Source organism: Paenibacillus dendritiformis (assembly GCF_015845845.1).
Classification (GTDB): domain Bacteria; phylum Bacillota; class Bacilli; order Paenibacillales; family Paenibacillaceae; genus Paenibacillus_B; species Paenibacillus_B dendritiformis_C.
The window spans coordinates 1-16520 of sequence record NZ_LDIG01000067.1; the positions used below are offsets into that span (position 1 = coordinate 1).

12 protein-coding genes and 1 pseudogene are annotated in these 16520 nt (G+C 55.7%); 12 read left to right on the forward strand and 1 reads right to left on the reverse strand.

Annotation, left to right across the window (positions count from 1 at the left end; all coding sequences use genetic code 11):
* Window positions 1-860: 860 nt before the first annotated feature.
* The 6 genes and pseudogenes from ABD76_RS03645 to ABD76_RS03670 all read left to right on the forward strand — a co-directional run.
* Window positions 861-1121: pseudogene (locus ABD76_RS03645) on the forward strand (hypothetical protein); the annotation flags it as partial.
* A gap of 195 nt (window positions 1122-1316) precedes the next feature.
* Window positions 1317-2318 (forward strand): UV DNA damage repair endonuclease UvsE, encoded by a 1002-nt coding sequence (gene uvsE / locus ABD76_RS03650; RefSeq protein ID WP_197254366.1) that lies wholly within the window; start codon window positions 1317-1319, stop codon window positions 2316-2318.
* A 118-nt stretch (window positions 2319-2436) separates the two neighbouring features.
* Complete coding sequence (gene fabI / locus ABD76_RS03655) at window positions 2437-3207, forward strand: enoyl-ACP reductase FabI (RefSeq protein WP_168182544.1); 771 nt, start codon at window positions 2437-2439, stop codon at window positions 3205-3207.
* A gap of 228 nt (window positions 3208-3435) precedes the next feature.
* Entirely contained in the window at window positions 3436-4293 is an 858-nt protein-coding gene (locus ABD76_RS03660) for an inositol monophosphatase family protein (protein ID WP_197254368.1), read from the forward strand.
* Between the two features lie 161 nt (window positions 4294-4454).
* On the forward strand, window positions 4455-4709 hold the full coding sequence (locus ABD76_RS03665; RefSeq protein ID WP_168182543.1) for a hypothetical protein: 255 nt from the start codon (window positions 4455-4457) through the stop codon (window positions 4707-4709).
* A gap of 173 nt (window positions 4710-4882) precedes the next feature.
* Window positions 4883-6301 carry a sulfatase family protein gene (locus ABD76_RS03670; RefSeq protein ID WP_197254370.1) on the forward strand — a complete coding sequence of 473 codons (1419 nt, stop codon included), beginning with the start codon at window positions 4883-4885 and terminating at the stop codon, window positions 6299-6301.
* A gap of 1188 nt (window positions 6302-7489) precedes the next feature.
* Here ABD76_RS03670 and ABD76_RS03675 read toward each other — a convergent pair.
* Entirely contained in the window at window positions 7490-8842 is a 1353-nt protein-coding gene (locus ABD76_RS03675) for a C39 family peptidase (protein ID WP_197254371.1), read from the reverse strand.
* Window positions 8843-9038: 196 nt separating this feature from the next.
* Here ABD76_RS03675 and ABD76_RS03680 point away from each other — a divergent pair, with 196 nt between their 5' ends.
* The 6 genes from ABD76_RS03680 (at window position 9039) to ABD76_RS03705 (ending at window position 15541) form a co-directional block, all read left to right on the forward strand.
* Window positions 9039-9659, forward strand: a complete 621-nt coding sequence (locus tag ABD76_RS03680; RefSeq protein ID WP_242069346.1) for an RNA polymerase sigma factor — start codon at window positions 9039-9041, stop codon at window positions 9657-9659.
* Window positions 9607-11310, forward strand: coding sequence for a DUF4179 domain-containing protein (locus ABD76_RS03685; protein WP_197254373.1), 1704 nt, complete (start codon window positions 9607-9609; stop codon window positions 11308-11310). Before ABD76_RS03680 ends, ABD76_RS03685 begins: the two co-directional genes overlap by 53 nt.
* 256 nt (window positions 11311-11566) lie before the next feature.
* The gene (locus ABD76_RS03690) at window positions 11567-12364 is read left to right on the forward strand and encodes a hypothetical protein (protein WP_242069347.1); all 798 of its coding nucleotides are present in this window, start codon (window positions 11567-11569) and stop codon (window positions 12362-12364) included.
* 37 nt (window positions 12365-12401) lie between these two features.
* Window positions 12402-13772 (forward strand): ABC transporter substrate-binding protein, encoded by a 1371-nt coding sequence (locus tag ABD76_RS03695; RefSeq protein WP_197254374.1) that lies wholly within the window; start codon window positions 12402-12404, stop codon window positions 13770-13772.
* Window positions 13773-13910: 138 nt separating this feature from the next.
* On the forward strand, window positions 13911-15287 hold the full coding sequence (locus ABD76_RS03700; RefSeq protein WP_197254375.1) for an ABC transporter substrate-binding protein: 1377 nt from the start codon (window positions 13911-13913) through the stop codon (window positions 15285-15287).
* Window positions 15288-15364: 77 nt separating this feature from the next.
* Window positions 15365-15541: a hypothetical protein gene (locus tag ABD76_RS03705; RefSeq protein WP_197254378.1), complete on the forward strand. Its 177-nt coding sequence runs from the start codon at window positions 15365-15367 to the stop codon at window positions 15539-15541.
* Window positions 15542-16520 lie beyond the last annotated feature (979 nt).

The following is a 16520-nucleotide window of genomic DNA, read 5'->3' on the forward strand; positions in this document are numbered from 1 at the left end:
CTTCGGTCCATGAGCTGCCCCGACGCTGCTACTGCCGGGCATGGGTTGCCGAAGGGAACAGCCAGCGGGTAAGAAGTGCAAGCGAGTACCGGAGAAACAGACTTAAAAAGCAGATTGGACTACAGGAGTGAAACGAATTTCCCCGAATGGAACCCTAAGTTCCATTGTCCGGAGACATTCCGGAAAGTCCAGTCCCAATATTAATTTTCAATATGAAAACTGGAAATTTTGAAGGCATTCCATGTTCCTATAAAGGACTGGAAAAAGACTCAAAACTGCCTTCAGGAAATACTATACGAGGAGTGTCGACGATGAAGTCAATTCATTCGTGCCGATGGACCGGGCGCCTGCCAGTCCTTCTCTGGCTTGCCCTATTCTCCATTATGTTTGCTGGCTGCAGCGGGGGGAGCTACTCTCTAATGATGGGAAGTATTGGAGAGCCAGCGGCTCTTATTATATGAAAGTGATTGGTCAACATCATAAAGGTTCTTTCCAATTCGAGCGGCAGAAGGAACAGTAAGGTTCGGATTTATGCCACACCGCGGTTCCGCCTTTCTTTCGTCCGTTTTTATAATGAAGAGACAGGAATGATTAAGATGAATATCGCAACGATAATGGTGAGCGCCGTACTTCAAGTCGGCCTATTCACACTGATTCCGTTCGCATGGTGGCTGGTTACGGCCCGAAGACATCAATCTTTTCTAAGTTGGCTTGGGTTGAAGAAGCCGGTGATCGAGCGTAAAAAACGATTTTATTTGCAGCTGCTGAGCATTATTCTGCTATTTACGCCGGCCATGCTGTTGCTGTATCTTTTTGTCGATACATCGGATGCGGCCGTATCGCAATTTTCTGGGCAAGGCGTGCTGGAATATGGACGCTGCAAAATGACCAAGGAAGGCTTCCGGATCTATCCGACCGGCCAGATGGTCATCGCTTATTCGCCGGACAATACGGCGGTTGCGATTGTGAAGAGCAGCGCCTCCATCGCCGAGATTAATTTTCAGGGCGAGGAAGTGACGGCGGTCGAGATGGAGCTCGTCCGCAGATTGAACGAAGAAGAGTCCCGGGTCCAGACCGCTCTGGCCCACGAGATGTTCTTCGGCAATCCGAACCGCGCCTAGCTCCGCAAGCGCGTCCTGGAATAGAAGCGCCTGATGCCGGTTATCCAGGCCGAAGGGCTTCTATTTTTGATCCGGGGCGAGAAAAGGGAAGCCGATGGAGCGCGTGCCACGGTTCCGGTTGGGGGAAATAGGGCATTCTAGGAATAAGAATGCCTGCGCGCCACTTGCGACGCAGAGGAAAAGGAGTCTGATTCCATGCTTGTCCGATTCGGGTACGTGGCCATGTCGATGGTGGTGGCGAACGCATCCCCGTCGCGCACAATGACGTTTAAGCGCTTTCAGGCGCTGCCCGATCGCGAGGCAGCGCTGCGCAAGCTGGAGCGAATTGCGGCGGAGAATCTGCATAATACCCTTCGGCTGCTGAAGCATAACCGCGCGCATGATATCCGGCTGTACCGGATGTCCTCGAAGCTCATTCCGCTGGCGACTCACGAGGCGCTGGCCGATTGGGATCCGTTCCCGGCGCTGCGGGACGGTTTCGCGGCTGTCGGCGATTATGCGAAGCGGCACGGCATGCGCCTGTCATTCCATCCCGATCACTTCACGGTGCTCAGCACGACGCGGAAGGAGGTGCTGGAGAGCTCGAAGCGCGATCTGGACTTCCATCTGCGGATGCTGCAGGCGATGGGGCTTGACGCGCGGGCGAAGAACAATATCCATATCGGCGGAGCCTACGGCAACAAACGAGCGGCCGGAGAACGGTTCGTTCGCCATGCGGAGGGACTGCCGGAAGAACTGCTGCGGCGTCTGACGCTGGAAAATGACGACAAGACCTTCACGGCGGCGGAGACGCTGGCCGTCTGTGAGCGGCTTGGATTGCCAATGGTCCTCGACATTCATCATCATCAGGTAAATAATGAAGGCGAGGCGCTGGAAGAGCTGTGGCCCCGCATCGCCAAGACTTGGGAGACGCCGTATGCCCAGGCCGACGCCCCGCCGGACGATCCGCTTCCGCCGAAGATTCATGTCTCCAGCCCGAAGAGCGAGAAGGATATCCGCGGGCATGCCGATGATGTCGATGTTGGGCCGCTGCTTGATTTTCTGCGGGTGGCTGCCGCCCATACGCAGCGGCTGGACGTGATGATTGAGGCGAAGCACAAAGACAAGGCCCTGTTCAAGCTGATGGACGATCTCGCGGCATGCGAGGGAGAAGGGGTTGCGATCGCGGATCAGGCCAGCGTTCGAATCGATCCGTAATGGACTTCCACTTGAAAATGTGGCGAAAATACGATACGTTGGACACAGAACGTTTACTGCTTGATTGTGGCTATGATGCGCGATGAAGCGAGTAGGCGAGAGGAGGAAGGTTGAAGCAATGACTCAATTATTGGCAGGTAAAAATATCGTCGTCATGGGCGTCGCGAACGATCGCAGCATCGCCTGGGCGATTGCGCAGTCTTTGGCCGCCCAGGGCGCAAGATTGGCATTTACATATGAGAGCGAACGGGTGGAAGGCCGCGTGCGCAAGCTGGCGGAGACGATTCCGAATTCGCTCGTTCTCCCTTGCAACGTGACCGTCGATGAAGATATTGAGGCGCTGGCAAGCCGGCTGCGGGAAGAATTCGGCACGCTGCACGGACTGGTGCACAGCATTGCCTTCGCGAAGACGGAGGAACTGCAAGGGATGTACGTCGACACATCCCGCGCAGGCTTCGCCTTGGCGCATGACATCAGCGCTTACTCGCTCGTCGCGGTGGCTCAGCGCCTGCATCCGCTGATGACGGAAGGCGGCAGCATCATGACGATGACGTATCTGGGCGCTGAGCGCGCGATGAAGAATTACAACGTCATGGGCGTGGCGAAGGCGGCGCTTGAGGCGTCGGTTCGCTATTTGGCGAATGATCTCGGACAACATAACATTCGCGTCAACGCGATCTCGGCCGGACCGATCCGCACATTGGCTGCGAAGGGCATCAGCGATTTCAACTCCATCCTCAAGGAAGTGGAAGAGAAGGCGCCGCTCCGCCGCACGACGGACGCCGCAGAGGTGGGCGATACCGCGATGTTCCTGATGAGCCATCTGTCGCGAGGCATCACGGGAGAAGTGATTTATGTAGACGGCGGTTTCCATATTATCGGAGTATAACACGATAGTTACGGGGCGCTGCAGCAGGCGTCCGCCTTGCGGGATCGATCTCATTCGAGGCCGGTTCCTCAAGGCGGATTTTCTGTATCTTCCGGTGTAAAGGCAGGAACGGGACGCGCGATCCGATGATTGGGCCAGTCGAAATTCGATGAAACCCGGCTGTTGCAGGAACGTAGAATAGGTAGGGGGTAGTCCGTTCCATTTTTTACAGAAAGTAGCGTGATTGTTTTGAATACGAAGGAAAAAGTTCCATACGTCGTGTCCAGCAAAAGCCACACCGCGGTAGCGGTCAATTGCGCGGCGAAGGCGGGCGAATGGATCAAGAGCAAGGTGGGGCAGTTCAAGTCGCTTCATATAAAGTCATCCATGCATGACCTTGTTACGGAAGTGGACAAAGGCGCGGAGCAAATGATCCGCAAGCTGATATTGACCCATTTTCCGGATCATGCCATTCTGGGCGAAGAAGGGGTGGAGCCGGGCAGCGACGCTTCCAAGCAAGCCTGGGAACAGGTGAAGAACGAGGAGTATGTGTGGGTTATCGATCCGCTGGACGGCACGACGAACTACGTCCACGGCTTCCCGTTCTATTCCGTCTCGATCGCGCTGGCCCATCAGGGCGAGGTCATCGTCGGCGTCGTCTATGACCCGATGCGCGACGAGTTGTTCGTCGCGGAGAAGGGCAAAGGCGCCTACGTGCACGGCCGCCGCATGCAGGTCGCTCCGGAGAAGGAATTGTCCGGCAGTCTGATAGCGAGCGGCTTCCCGACCGAGCGTACCCGCGCCCTGCCGGCCAACCTGGCGGGCATTCAGGCGCTGGCGCCGCAGGTGCGCAATATCCGCACGGCGGGCTCGGCCGCTCTGCACATGGCTTATGTCGCAGCCGGCAGGCTGACCGGATTCTGGGAGCTGAATCTGAATGCATGGGATTTGGCCGCAGGCAGTCTGCTCATTCGCGAATCCGGCGGACAGATTACCGATACGTACGGACAGCCGTATCATCTGGGCGTGCGCGATGTCGTCGCGAGCAACGGCGCCATCCATGACGCCTTCATCGGAGCGTTGGAGGCGGCGGGAGCGCAAGGGTAACAACCCGGCTTCACATGGCGGACCTTCGAACCGGCGGCTGCGGCTTCGCTCGGCACCGGGTGTCCGGATGCGGGTAGTCCGCTACATCATCAGGAGGAGCGTGTTTTCTCGAACAAGCCTATGAATTGGGTATACTACGGTATGAAGGAGGGGGATCGCTGATGCCCGAATCAGAAGAGCGCCGGCGCCTGGAAGCCCGGCTCAGCGAATATCTGACCGAAGGAGACATGGAGACGGAGGAGCAGGAGGAGGCGGTGCGAAGACGCCTTCCGCCCCGCACCGAGATCCGGATTCAGACGGCCCTCGACCCGATTGTCGAGGAGACGAAGCAGTATCGAAGCATGGCGAAGGAAATCGACGGCCGGTACGATGAGTATTTGAAGCGAGTGAAGGAAGACAAGCCGAAGGATTCATGATGGCATGACGGGGCCCTGTGCTGTTCCGCAGGGTTCTCCTTGTCATGCCACGAAGGGTTACCGTTAACATTTATCACATTTTAACGAAGGACAGGCTCTCCGCTGCATCAATGTTATGATTTAAGGATTGTCTGGGCAGGAGCCGCCTTCGCTCACTGAAGGAGTGGACAACGATGACGACCGCATCATACCGAAGACCGAACATTTTATTTGTGATGTCAGATGACCATGCTTCCCACGCCATGAGCTGTTATGGCAGCCGCATCAACACGACGCCTCATATCGACCGGATTGCGAATGAAGGCATCCGCTTCGACAACTGCTTTTGCACGAATTCGATCTGCTCGCCGAGCCGCGCTTCTATCTTGACGGGGACTTACAACCATCTCAACGGAGTGAAATCGATAGACGATCCCTTCGACGGAAGGCAGCAGACGTTCCCGAAGCTGCTTCAACAGCACGGATACCAGACCGCCATTGTCGGCAAATGGCATCTCGGACACGGCGGACATGCCAATCCGACAGGATTTGATTATTGGAGCGTTCTGGACGGGCAGGGCGAATATTTCAATTCCGAGTTCCTGGAGGAAAATGGCGGCCGCCGTATCGAAGGATATGTAACCGATGTCATTACGGATCTGTCATTGGATTGGCTGCGGAAGCGGGATCCAGACAAACCGTTCATGCTGATGTGCCATCATAAGGCGCCGCATCGGCCTTGGCAGCCGGATGAGCGTCACAGCCGCATGTACGAGGACGTGGAAATCCCGTATCCGGAGACGTTCGATGACGATTATGCCAATCGCTCGCAAGCTGCCGCCGAAGCGAAAATGCGGATTGGGCGCGACATGGTCACGACCGATACGAAGGGAGATCCGCCGGAAGGGATGTCGGAGGAGGAAGCGAAGCGGTGGAAGTACCAGCGCTATATTAAGGACTATTTGCGTTGCGTCGCGTCCATTGATGACAATGTGGGGCGGCTGCTCGATTATTTGGACGAGGAAGGTATTGCGGAGGATACCATCGTCATTTATACCTCCGACCAAGGCTTTTTCCTCGGCGATCACGGCTGGTTCGACAAGCGGTTCATGTACGAGGAGTCGCTGCGCATGCCGTTCGTCGTCCGTTATCCGAAGGCGATTGCTCCGGGCAGCGTGACCGATGCGATGGCCCTGAATGTTGATTTCGCGCAGACCTTCCTGGACTATGCGCAGATCGAGGCGCCTGCTGGCATGCAGGGACGTTCCCTCCGGCCGATATGGGAGGGAGTGACGCCTGCGGATTGGCGAACCTCGATGTATTACCGCTATTGGATGCACCTGGACGAGCATCATAACGTCTATTCGCATTATGGCATCCGAACGCACCGGTATAAGCTGATTTATTATTATGCGCAGGCTTTGGGCACGCCGGGGTCGGTCGACGAGGATCGGCCTCCGGAGTGGGAGCTGTTCGATCTGGAGCAGGATCCTTGCGAAATGCGCAACGTATACGGTGAACCGGGCTATGAGGCGGTTGTCAGCGAATTGAAGGCAGAGCTTCACCGGCTGCAGGCGGAAGTGCTCGATGCGCCAGTTGAGGAAATATCCTAATCAATAGAGACGAACGGGGTCCGCGTTGCTGCGAGCTCCGTTTTTTCGGTTGGCCGCCGATGACTGCCGAGAGGGCCATCAAGCCGGAGCGGCACAAAAAACACCAGCGAAGAGAACGGAACGATATCCGGTCAAGGCAGGGGATGAGGTCGGAAGAGATAAGAGGAATGTGATGTATGGGGGCGTATCCTTTTGTTCATTATCCCATCGGTTCATACAGACTGTTCCACTGGATGTAATCCGCTCTGGATCGAGAAGCCTGTGTCACGAATAATGCGGAACCCGAAATTAAATCGCATAAAGAGAAAGAAAGGAAGAGCGAAGCGGAGTGAGGCGAAGAAGCCTCAATCCTCTGATGCTGTATGAGCGAACGGGATAGCAAGGAACGCGCCTCGTGTGATGCGAACAGCTCGTGTGATGCGAAAAGAGTATGAGGCATTGGGATATGGCGTAAAGAACGGCAAGCGAAAAGTAATCCTAGGAGTGAGCGGGATTGCGATCAAAAGAGCAGCGGAGAGCAGTCAGGTCTTTGAACCGTTATGAGGCAATGGGATAGTGGACGTAAAAGGAGCACGCCATGCAAGCTTATGAGTCAACGGGATAGTGATGAAAAAGGCCGCTGGATAATATATAACAAGCAGAAGGCCAAGGGATGACGAATGGGTTTTTGGCGCCAAAGGCATCCATTTTGATCGAATTGGGTTTGAATTTATTTCCTTTTATGGCATGATGGAGAGGAGAGTGAGCGACTGACTGCTCCAGCTTGTACATGGATGGGAAGGGAGGGGGTGCGCGGGAGAGGCTTGGCCGGACGGCGACGGACAGGCGATCGCCGACGGATTGAGGTTCAGACAATGGCAACAAGGGTATATCATGTAGACACAGACAACCAGATTCGCTGCTTCATACCGCAGGACCATGTGCAGCCCGGTGACCGTTGGGCTCCGCATGGATTTGACAGGGGAGGTGGATGGAATGGGTGAACTGATTCCTTGGATGGTCGGATTGTTCATTTTGGTTGGCGCCGTGCTCTATGCGTTATGGTATTTCAATAGCCGGGTATCGAACCATCAAGACGAAGAAAATGTATAGCGGCGTTGAGATTATATCATTGGCTGAAAAGAAGCCCGAGGCTTTCCTTGTCACAGGACAGGGAAGCTTCGGGCTTTTGCTTGGAGCCGCAACATTCTATATAGACTCTTCCGGCGGCAAATAGGTGATGGCTTGGCTCCCCATCTGCTCCCAGCCTCTCTGGAAGGCGGAACGTTCGATGCGATCGCGGCGGCCGAGCGGGTCATTGATATAGACATATTTCTCGTCATAGCCCGTGACGATGAAGGAATGCTCGAAGTAGGTGACGCGCACCGGGCCGTCCGGGGTCTCCCATGTGACCCAATATTTATCCGGCACCTCATCATACATCGTCGTGTGAATGACCCAGACGGGGGTGCCCTGCCCGACGATCCACAGCAGGTGCTCGACCGACGTGCCGGTCAAGTCGGCAATGCGGCCCGGCAGGTAGCGCTCGGCCAGCTCGGCAATCGGCTCATGGTAGACGCCGAGTCCCGGGTTGGCAAAGGTGTACATGTCGCCGACGAACCCTTTATGCGGATTGCCGAAGTATACCTTGCCGCCGGCTTTCTTATATGGCGTCGGGTCCCGGCGGATTTCCCGGGCGAGTTCCATCTTGTCGACGTCGACATCGGCCGTCTTCAACAGCATAGCCAGGGCGGTGACTTCGCAGCCGCGCGGCAGCTCCGGCAGCTGCAGTATGAGCGGCGCCCCGTTGTAGCGGAACGACTTCGGCGCCGGCTTCTCCGGGTCCCACATGACATGCTTCCCGCGATAGGTGACCCTTCGTCCGGGCGCCTGCCGGGCGTAAGCGACGGCGTCTTCCCACCGGCGGAAGACGCGCTCGAAGCGCCCGCCGAGCTGGACCCCATACGGTCCGAACGTATCATAGTCGATATATTGGGACAATTCCTTCCGCCAATCATTCCACTGCGTCTCATTTGGCGCGTCATCGCGATTCCTGAGTGCGATCACGCCGTCCCGGGCGTAAATATTGCGCCCTAGCGCCTCGCTGACCGGGCGAAGCGGCACGTACGTCAACCCGTCCTTGACGTACGGAGTCGTATTGACCGGGGACGTGGCTCCCGCAATTTTGACCTCCGGTTTGTTCAGCCGATAGGTCACCCGCGCGTCGTCTTTGGTGAAGGTGATTGTGCCTTTGGCTTGATCATAGGCCAGCTCGGCCTCCAGCTTCGAAGCGAGGAAGCGGGCGGGAACCAGCGTCTCGCCGGACTCCTGGTATGGCGACGCCTTGTCCTTCTGCTCATCGATCGGAACGAGGTAGCGGCCGACGAAGGCGGTATTGCTGTGCAGCATGAGGACGATATCGTCCGTAGGCATGCCGAACGAGAAGGACAGCCCGCCCTCTTTGAATTTGGAGGCGAGCAGGATTTGTATCGGAAAGGCGCACAGCGCCAGTAATATCAGGAACAGCAGCCAGCGATTGAGCCGCCGAACGAATTGTGGCAATTTCAATATCCTCCTCAGACATACTCCCTTATGTATATCGGCAGATGGTCCGCATTTCATTAGCCGCTCCCCGATTGACCAGGCGGACGCAAGGGAAAGTGCCACGTTGTTCGAAAAAATTTGTTCAACAATGAACCTTTTCTCCCGCTAAGTTGTTAACTTAATAGAGTAGAGCATGGGAAAGGTGGAGGGCCTGTTGACGGACAGGGAATTTTTCGAGCGGTACAACAAAGAAGTGTACAGGACCTGCTACTATATGCTGCGCGATGCGTCAGACGCGGAGGATATATGCCAAGAGGTGTTCGTAAAGGCGTTCACCTCGGGATGGCGGCAGGTGGAGCACCTGAAGACGTGGCTCATGCGCATCGCCGTCAACCACTGCTTGAACCATCTGCGGCGGGGCAAGACGCGACGAATGAAGGAGAAGCTGCTGCTCTTGTTCCAGCGGGAGCAGGCGGAGCCGCCTGTTCTCGCCGTGGTCGAGCAGCAGGAGACGGAGGATGAATGGAAGAGCCGCATGGCGCGGTTGCCGGATAAAATCAGGGTGGTCGTGACACTTCGCTTTACGAATGATCTGGCGCTTAAAGAGATTGCCGACATATTGGATATCCCGGTTGGTACGGTGAAGTCGCGCCTGAATCGGGGCCAGAAGCTGATGAGGGCCATGCTGGAGGAGCCGGCCGAGCTTGAGCCGAATGGGATGGGCAAGTCGGGGAATAGCAGCGTACATAAGCAGGTAAGAGGCAGGAAGGAAGGTGCGGATAATGAGCAAGGAGACACGCGTGGAGACGGACCTTGCCCGGCGGCTCGGCGATGAGGAGGGACACGACTATCCCGATTTCGATGCGATGTGGACAAGGATCGATGCGGCCAGACAAGAGTCCGGGGCGGAATCCTCAGGCCGGCCAGGCCGAACGACGTTCCTTCACGGGCGCCGCTTGGCGGTCTTATCGGCGGTCGCGCTGGTGCTGATCGCGACGCCGGTGCTGGCTTCCATGTCGGGACATTGGGATTTTACGTTCCGGCCGGGCGTGAAGTCGGCGCTGAACCACGGATTCGGGCAGACGATTGACAAGTCGGTTACGAACAGCGGCGTTACATTTACGGTCGATGCGGCCATGTCTGATGGCAACGGGACCACGTTGTTATACAGCTTCGATCCGGGGGACGAGGAGCCGCGGGAATGGAGATTTTCCGAGGTGGAGCTGCGTAAGGCCGACGGGGAACAAGTGGTGAAGCTGAATGATGTCCTAACGATGCGAATGAACTGGAAAAAAGGATACTACTCCCACATTTGGGATAAGGAAAATAAACGATACTACGGTTTTCTGGAAACGCCATGGATCTTCGACGGCACGGAGACAGAGCTGCAGCTTAGCGTGCGGGGACTGCAGGAGTATAACACCAAGCGGTTGCCGCTGGCTCTCGATCTGGCCGAGACTGGCGTGCAGACGTTCCCGGTTCAGGATGGCGGCATTGAATCCGCAAGCATTCAGATTTCACGGGAAGCGGAAGGGAAAGTGGTGCTCAAATCCCTCTATACGTATTGGGATGAGCGGAGCGCGAATACGAATCTTCCCGCGATTCTGGTGAAAAAGGACGGGAAGCTCATGAAGCGATCCGGTATACGGGTCGGGCTCGATAACGGCAAGTGGGCGGAGCAAGAGATTTATCAATTGGACGACATTCATCAGCAAAATATCACGTTCGAGCTCGCCTACATGACGCCGGGCAAGAAGATAGACGGCGAATGGAATCTCGAAGGGCTGCGGCTGAACAAGGAGAAGGCTTTGCATGCATCGGCTATCCGCACCCTGGACGTGCCGGTGCGAACGACGGAGGGAGAGGCCGTCGTCCGCAAGCTGTTCATTCGTCCGACAGGCATTCGGGTGGAGATTGAGCATGGCAGACCAAACTCGCGGTTGCCTTATAAGGGCGTCTACTTGTCCGTTGGCGGCCGGAAGCTGGAAGGGGAAGAATGGTTAACGGACAATACGGGCGAGGGATCTCATTATTTGCAGACGTATCTGTTCGAGGCTCCGCCTGATCTCCGCCTGACAGCGGAATTGCCGATGGAGCTGCTGCTGCAATATGAAGTTGAGGAAAGATGGGATTACAGACAACCGATCCTTCTGTCAAATATTTCGGGCGAAAAACAGACGTTGACGATGGACGTTGGAGAATATCCGGTGAAGTGGACCTACTACAAGCAGAATGGTGATCTGTATGTAGAAAGCGAAAGCTCGGACGAACGATTCGGCGGAATCAATCAGACGTTCATTCGCCAGGAAGATCGGCGCATCCCCGGACATATCCTGTTCGATTGGATACCAGGCGCCGGGCTTAACGATAGCCTCAACAAGCGGGTGGACGTCTATCCCGGCTTTGAAGGAACGGAAGCGGAGATGTATATCTTTATGTATTTGGTCAGACATCCGGAACGGGAGTTAACAGTGAAGCTTCAATAAAGGGACGTTCTTCATTCCGCGCTGCGGCAGCGAATGCGGAGAGCTTGCCGCAGCGCCAGACCGACCAGAGATTTCTGGTTGGTCTATTTTTTTGGACGAGCACAACAAATGATTTCCACAAAAGTGAACCTATTCTCGCCTAGCTGTGTTTATAACATAGAGGCTTGCGCCTAAGGGATCCCAAAGCAATGCATTGCGGCCTGGACTTGAACCGAAGAACGATCAAAAACGAAACGCTGGAGAGGGGAAATAGAACATGAAAAACATGACCAAAGCGGCGATTGCCGTGACGAGCTGCCTGCTGCTGTTCCATTCGATGCACATCGCCGCGGAGGCGGCGCCGGCCAACACGGCCAAGGAAGTGACGGTACTGGCCGCAGCGAAGGCGCCTTCCGCCGCGGAGAAGAAAAAGGCAGTGGAAGCGGAAAAAGCGAAGTATGCCAAAATGAAAAAAAATCCGGGTGACTATTACATATTGTATGTAAGCGATAAGTCGCTTAATGGCGGCGAGCACTTTTCCAACTATCTGAATATGTACAATTTCAAAAGCTATGAAGATTACATGAAAGTAGCATCCAAGCTGAAGACTCCCGTATTGAAGCGTCCGGACGGCTTGCCGGAAGGGTATAAGTTCACCAAAGCCAACATCGAGCCGCCGATTCTGGCCTATGGCGACAAGTATCAGAAAGAAGTGAAAGCGGAGGCCAAAGACAAAGCCGCTTATTTGAAGCTCATCAAATGGACGGAAGCGGGCCAGGTCGATCTCGAATTCAAGAACGGAAAAGATGTCGTGAAGCTCCAATTTAGCCTGATGAGCGCAGAGATCGCGAAGAAGCGCGGCCAGCAGAAAGGTTACCACTTTACGGCGGCCGAGGAATGGGATGAAGAGACGAAGAAAAAATCCCCTCAATCCGTTAAAAATATACTGAGCTGGACAGACAACCAATATCAATTTACCATTTCGACGAATCCGGAAAATCCATTAACGAAAGAAGAACTGATCGAGCTTGCGGAAAGCGCGGTCCAGCAGCCGGCCGGAGCGAAAGCCAAGTAACGTTTCCGGGTGGCGCCAGTAAAGGAGAATGAAAACGATGATGCGACTATCCGCCATTGCCCAAAAAGGCCTGCTTCTGCTTGGGGCCGTCGTCTTGCTCAGCGGGTGCTTCGGGTCGAAGCCCGTCTTGGAAGAGCTTGGCGAGGAGGGCAAGGGAACGATAAAGATTCTTTATTATAACGAAGATGATTTTTACCGGGAATACGGAAATGCGTTCAACGTCAAGTTCCCCAATATCGAGTTCGATATTGTGAGCACGAAGGAGCTTATGACCAAAAGGAGAAGCGGCGAGGATTTCGATTACCGGAGCGAGCTGGCGAAATGGGTGGACCTCCATAAGCCCGACGTGCTGCTGCTTGGCGGGGACGAGTATGAAGAGTATGCCCAGGCGGGCAAGCTGTTCAACCTGGAGCCGATCATCAAGCAGGAGCAGTTCGATGTGGACGGGTACATGCCCGGCTTGATTGACTCGCTGCGGGAGAAGGGGGGAGGCTCGCTTTATGGGCTGACGCCGAATTTCTTCACCAGCGTCATCTTTTATAATGCCGACCTGTTCGCCGAGCACGGCATCGAGCTGCCCCGCAGCGGCCTCTCCTGGCAAGAGCTGTTCGATCTGGCCGCTCGCTTCAAGGGCGCCGGAACGGCCGACGAACCCGTGTATGGATTGTACGCTGGCGATGGCGATGCGGCGGAACTGCTGGACAGTATCGCCAGGACGCTGAAGCTGCAGAGGTTCGACGCGCAAGGGGAGAGCGTGCTGCTGGAATCGGAGGGATGGAAGCAGGCGTTCCGCATGACTGCGGATGCGGTCCGCAGCCGTACGGTGAAGGTGCTTGGGGCGGGCGAGGCCCCAAGCTATCTCCCGTCCGATGATCTCTTCATCAACGGGCAGGCCGCCATGGTCATTGCGGGTTCAGGCTTGGCCTACAACATTAACGATACATCGTACAGTAAGAAGGCCAAGAAGTTCGAATGGGGCATAGTTCCGGTCCCTGTAGACCCCGCGAATCCCGGAGAATCGCCATTTGCGTTTTATCGAGAGACGTTCGCCATATCGGCGGAGTCCGCGAACAAGCGGGCGGCTTGGGAATTCATCAAGTATGTCGCCGGTCCGGAGAGAGCAAGCTCGGATGCGCAAGGGATGTTGTACCAGCTGCCGACTCGCATCGGCTACGTCAAGGACCTCAACGGGAAAAGCGCGGAACCGTTGTATGCGCTGAAGCCGATGGATCGGAAATATGAACGTACAGACAAGAAGATTCCCAAGTCTTTTGACGACGCTTATGCGTCCCTGGTGAACGAAGCGCTGCAAGCCGTGATCGATCAGACGAGTTCGGTGGACGAGGCGTTGGCGAATCTGCAGCAACAGGCGCAAGCGGCGCTTCAGGCGGCCCGCAGCGGCCAGTAGGGACCGGGGATCACACGCGCAACGAATGTGGACGGGCGGGCTTGCGTTCGCCTGTCGCCATACATAGGGAAGCTTGCGGCAGGCGGGCCTCCGACGGTAAAGAGGCAAGACCGCCAGCTAAGGGGGAAGGAAGAAGAGATGAGGTTATCAGGGAAATGGAAGATAACGGGGCTGCTGCTTAGTATTGCGATCCTGTTGAATGGTTGCATGGCAGGCAAGCCCGTACAGGACGAACTGGGGGAGGACGCCCCCGGCAGTCTGACAATATGGTACCCGGATGTGGAGCCGTTCCATACCAAATATGGGCAAATGTTCGCCGCCAAGTTCCCGGGCATCCAGGTGGACGTGCTGCAGGCGCGAGAATGGATAGAAGAGGCGCGGCAAGGGGATTACGAGGAGGAACTGAAGAGGCTTATCGAATTGCATAAGCCGGATGTGCTGCTGCTGGACCAGGATGAATATGAAGCGCTGGCCCGGGCGGGCAAGCTGTATAATCTGGACCCGGCGATCATGCAGGATCAATTCGATCTGAGCGGATATATGCCGGGCATGATCGACATGCTGCGGGAGAAGGGGGACGGTTCGCTCTATGGGTTGGCTCCATTCATCCGGCCGCGGGTCATGTATTACAATGCGGATTTGTTCAAAGAGAACAGCATCGATCCCCCCTCCAACAAGATGCAGTGGCCTGACATATTCGCGCTGGCGGCACGGTTCGCGAATACCGGGACAGAGGACGCCCCTGTCTATGGCCTGATTGGCAATGAAGCTCACGATGTGCTGTCCCAGGTTGCGTTGACCTTGGATCTGCAATTATTCGATGCAAAAGGCGAGAACGTCGTGCTGCAATCGGAAGGATGGAAGCAGGCCTTCCAGATCGCGGCCGATGCGATCCGGAGCAAGGCGATATCGGTCCGTTCCCCGAAGGAAGCGGGCGATGGCACGGAGGGTTACGGTTATTTTCTCGCCATAAATAAGTTCCTGAACGGTGAAGCGGCGATGTTGTTCAGTGATCATTACTTTGCTTCCCAGCTCCGCAGCAAAGCGAAGACCTTCGACTGGGGCATAGTTACGGTTCCGATCAACCCGGCGCGGCCCGATGAATCGACTTCGGTCTACGTGCCCCAGATTCTGGCTATCGCCGCGGATTCTCCCCGCAAGCAGGCGGCTTGGAACCTTGTCCGTTTCATCAACGGACCGGAGGTGGCCAAGGCCCGATCGCGTACGGCCGGGAGCGACCTGCCGGCGATAACCGATTATGTCTCCGGCGGCGATCGCGCCGATACGGAGGTGTTCTATATGCTGAAGCCGGCGCCTCAGCATAACGAACGCGTGATGAAGCGGATTCCGGACAGCTTCTATGAGGCGTATTCATCGCTGGCGAATGAAGCGCTGCAATCCGTGATCGATAACGAGAAGCCGGTGGATGAGGCGCTGGCCGAACTGGAACAGAAGGCGCAGGCCGTGCTGGAGTCGGCCCGCAGCAAGGCGCAGGAGGCGCATCAAGGCAGATGATGACCTCGCCGACCGGAAGAAAACTTGGTCTGTCGGAAGCTGCCCTGTGGAAGAGAGGTAGAAGGATAAGGGATACGATGAAAAATAGCTTCAAAGAGGCGGCAATCGCGGCCTTCTGCATGCTGCTGCTGTTCGGTTCGATGAACGCGGTTGCCGAAGCGGTTTCGCAATCCACGAACAAAGCCGCGGCCAAGCCGGCCGCTTCTTCCGACGCGATCAGGCAAAAGCGGATTGAGGCAGCCGATCCTGCCTAACGGTCTGAAGGTACAAGCAGGAAATGAAGGCGGAAGCGGGCGAAGTGAAGCTGGAGTTCAAAAAAAGACCAGGGCAGCGCCCGCCCGGCCAAAGGGCGGTTCCGGCCACGCGGTACAGCCCGACTGTCACCTCGTTCGATGCTTGCCAGTGCGAGTCGGGTACATGGCCATTCTCCGGCGATGGCCGCCTCATCGCCCAATTGGCGGCGAACATACCCGGCGGCTTGCTCTTAGGACGGTCTCCATTCGGTATGAATCACAAATGCGCCTCCTTATTTTCAGGGGGTTGTCTTTATTCCTCGAGTCTACCCTGAAAAAATGAAGAGGAGGGTGCTTAAGAGGCATTGCCAAATGATTGGTCAGACGGGTCAACAGAGATGTGGAGCGGGAAAAAACGGTGTCGGGCATGGCGGCGGCGGATACAACAGCGGAAATATCGGGGACACAGCGACGCACATATTGGCGGGCATATCGGTAGGACATAGCAGAGGACACAGTGACGGACATAGCGATGGAACCAGCTGCGGAAGTGGGAAGAGACTGTAAGATCCTGCGTGGGTGCAGCAATTTTCGCTGTTTAGGGTGCATTTTGATGAAATTCCTGCAAAAGTACACTAGCGTTGCATCGAGCGGTTAGTTCATAATCTAATTTCAATTAACATCAATATATGATATATATTTACATCTGCAATGTCCGCGCTAAGTCTAAAAAAGTCGAGCTGGAAATAGACCCTGCGCGTTATCCATTTTATGTAAAATTATTTTTTCGTTTGTCATTACCTCACAATCAGTTTCGGTTTCATCGACTTCGTTGCCTTTTTCGGACGTCTCCCATTTCGCTTTGGTCGTCCCCTAGATGTTCGGGTCGGCTTGCGGTTGAGTGCAGCGATCAAATTTTCCCATGGTTTTTCCGCATAGATGCGAATCAACTGAAGGAGATCCCATGTCGACTTATTACAGTCCAATGTTAGTTTAATTA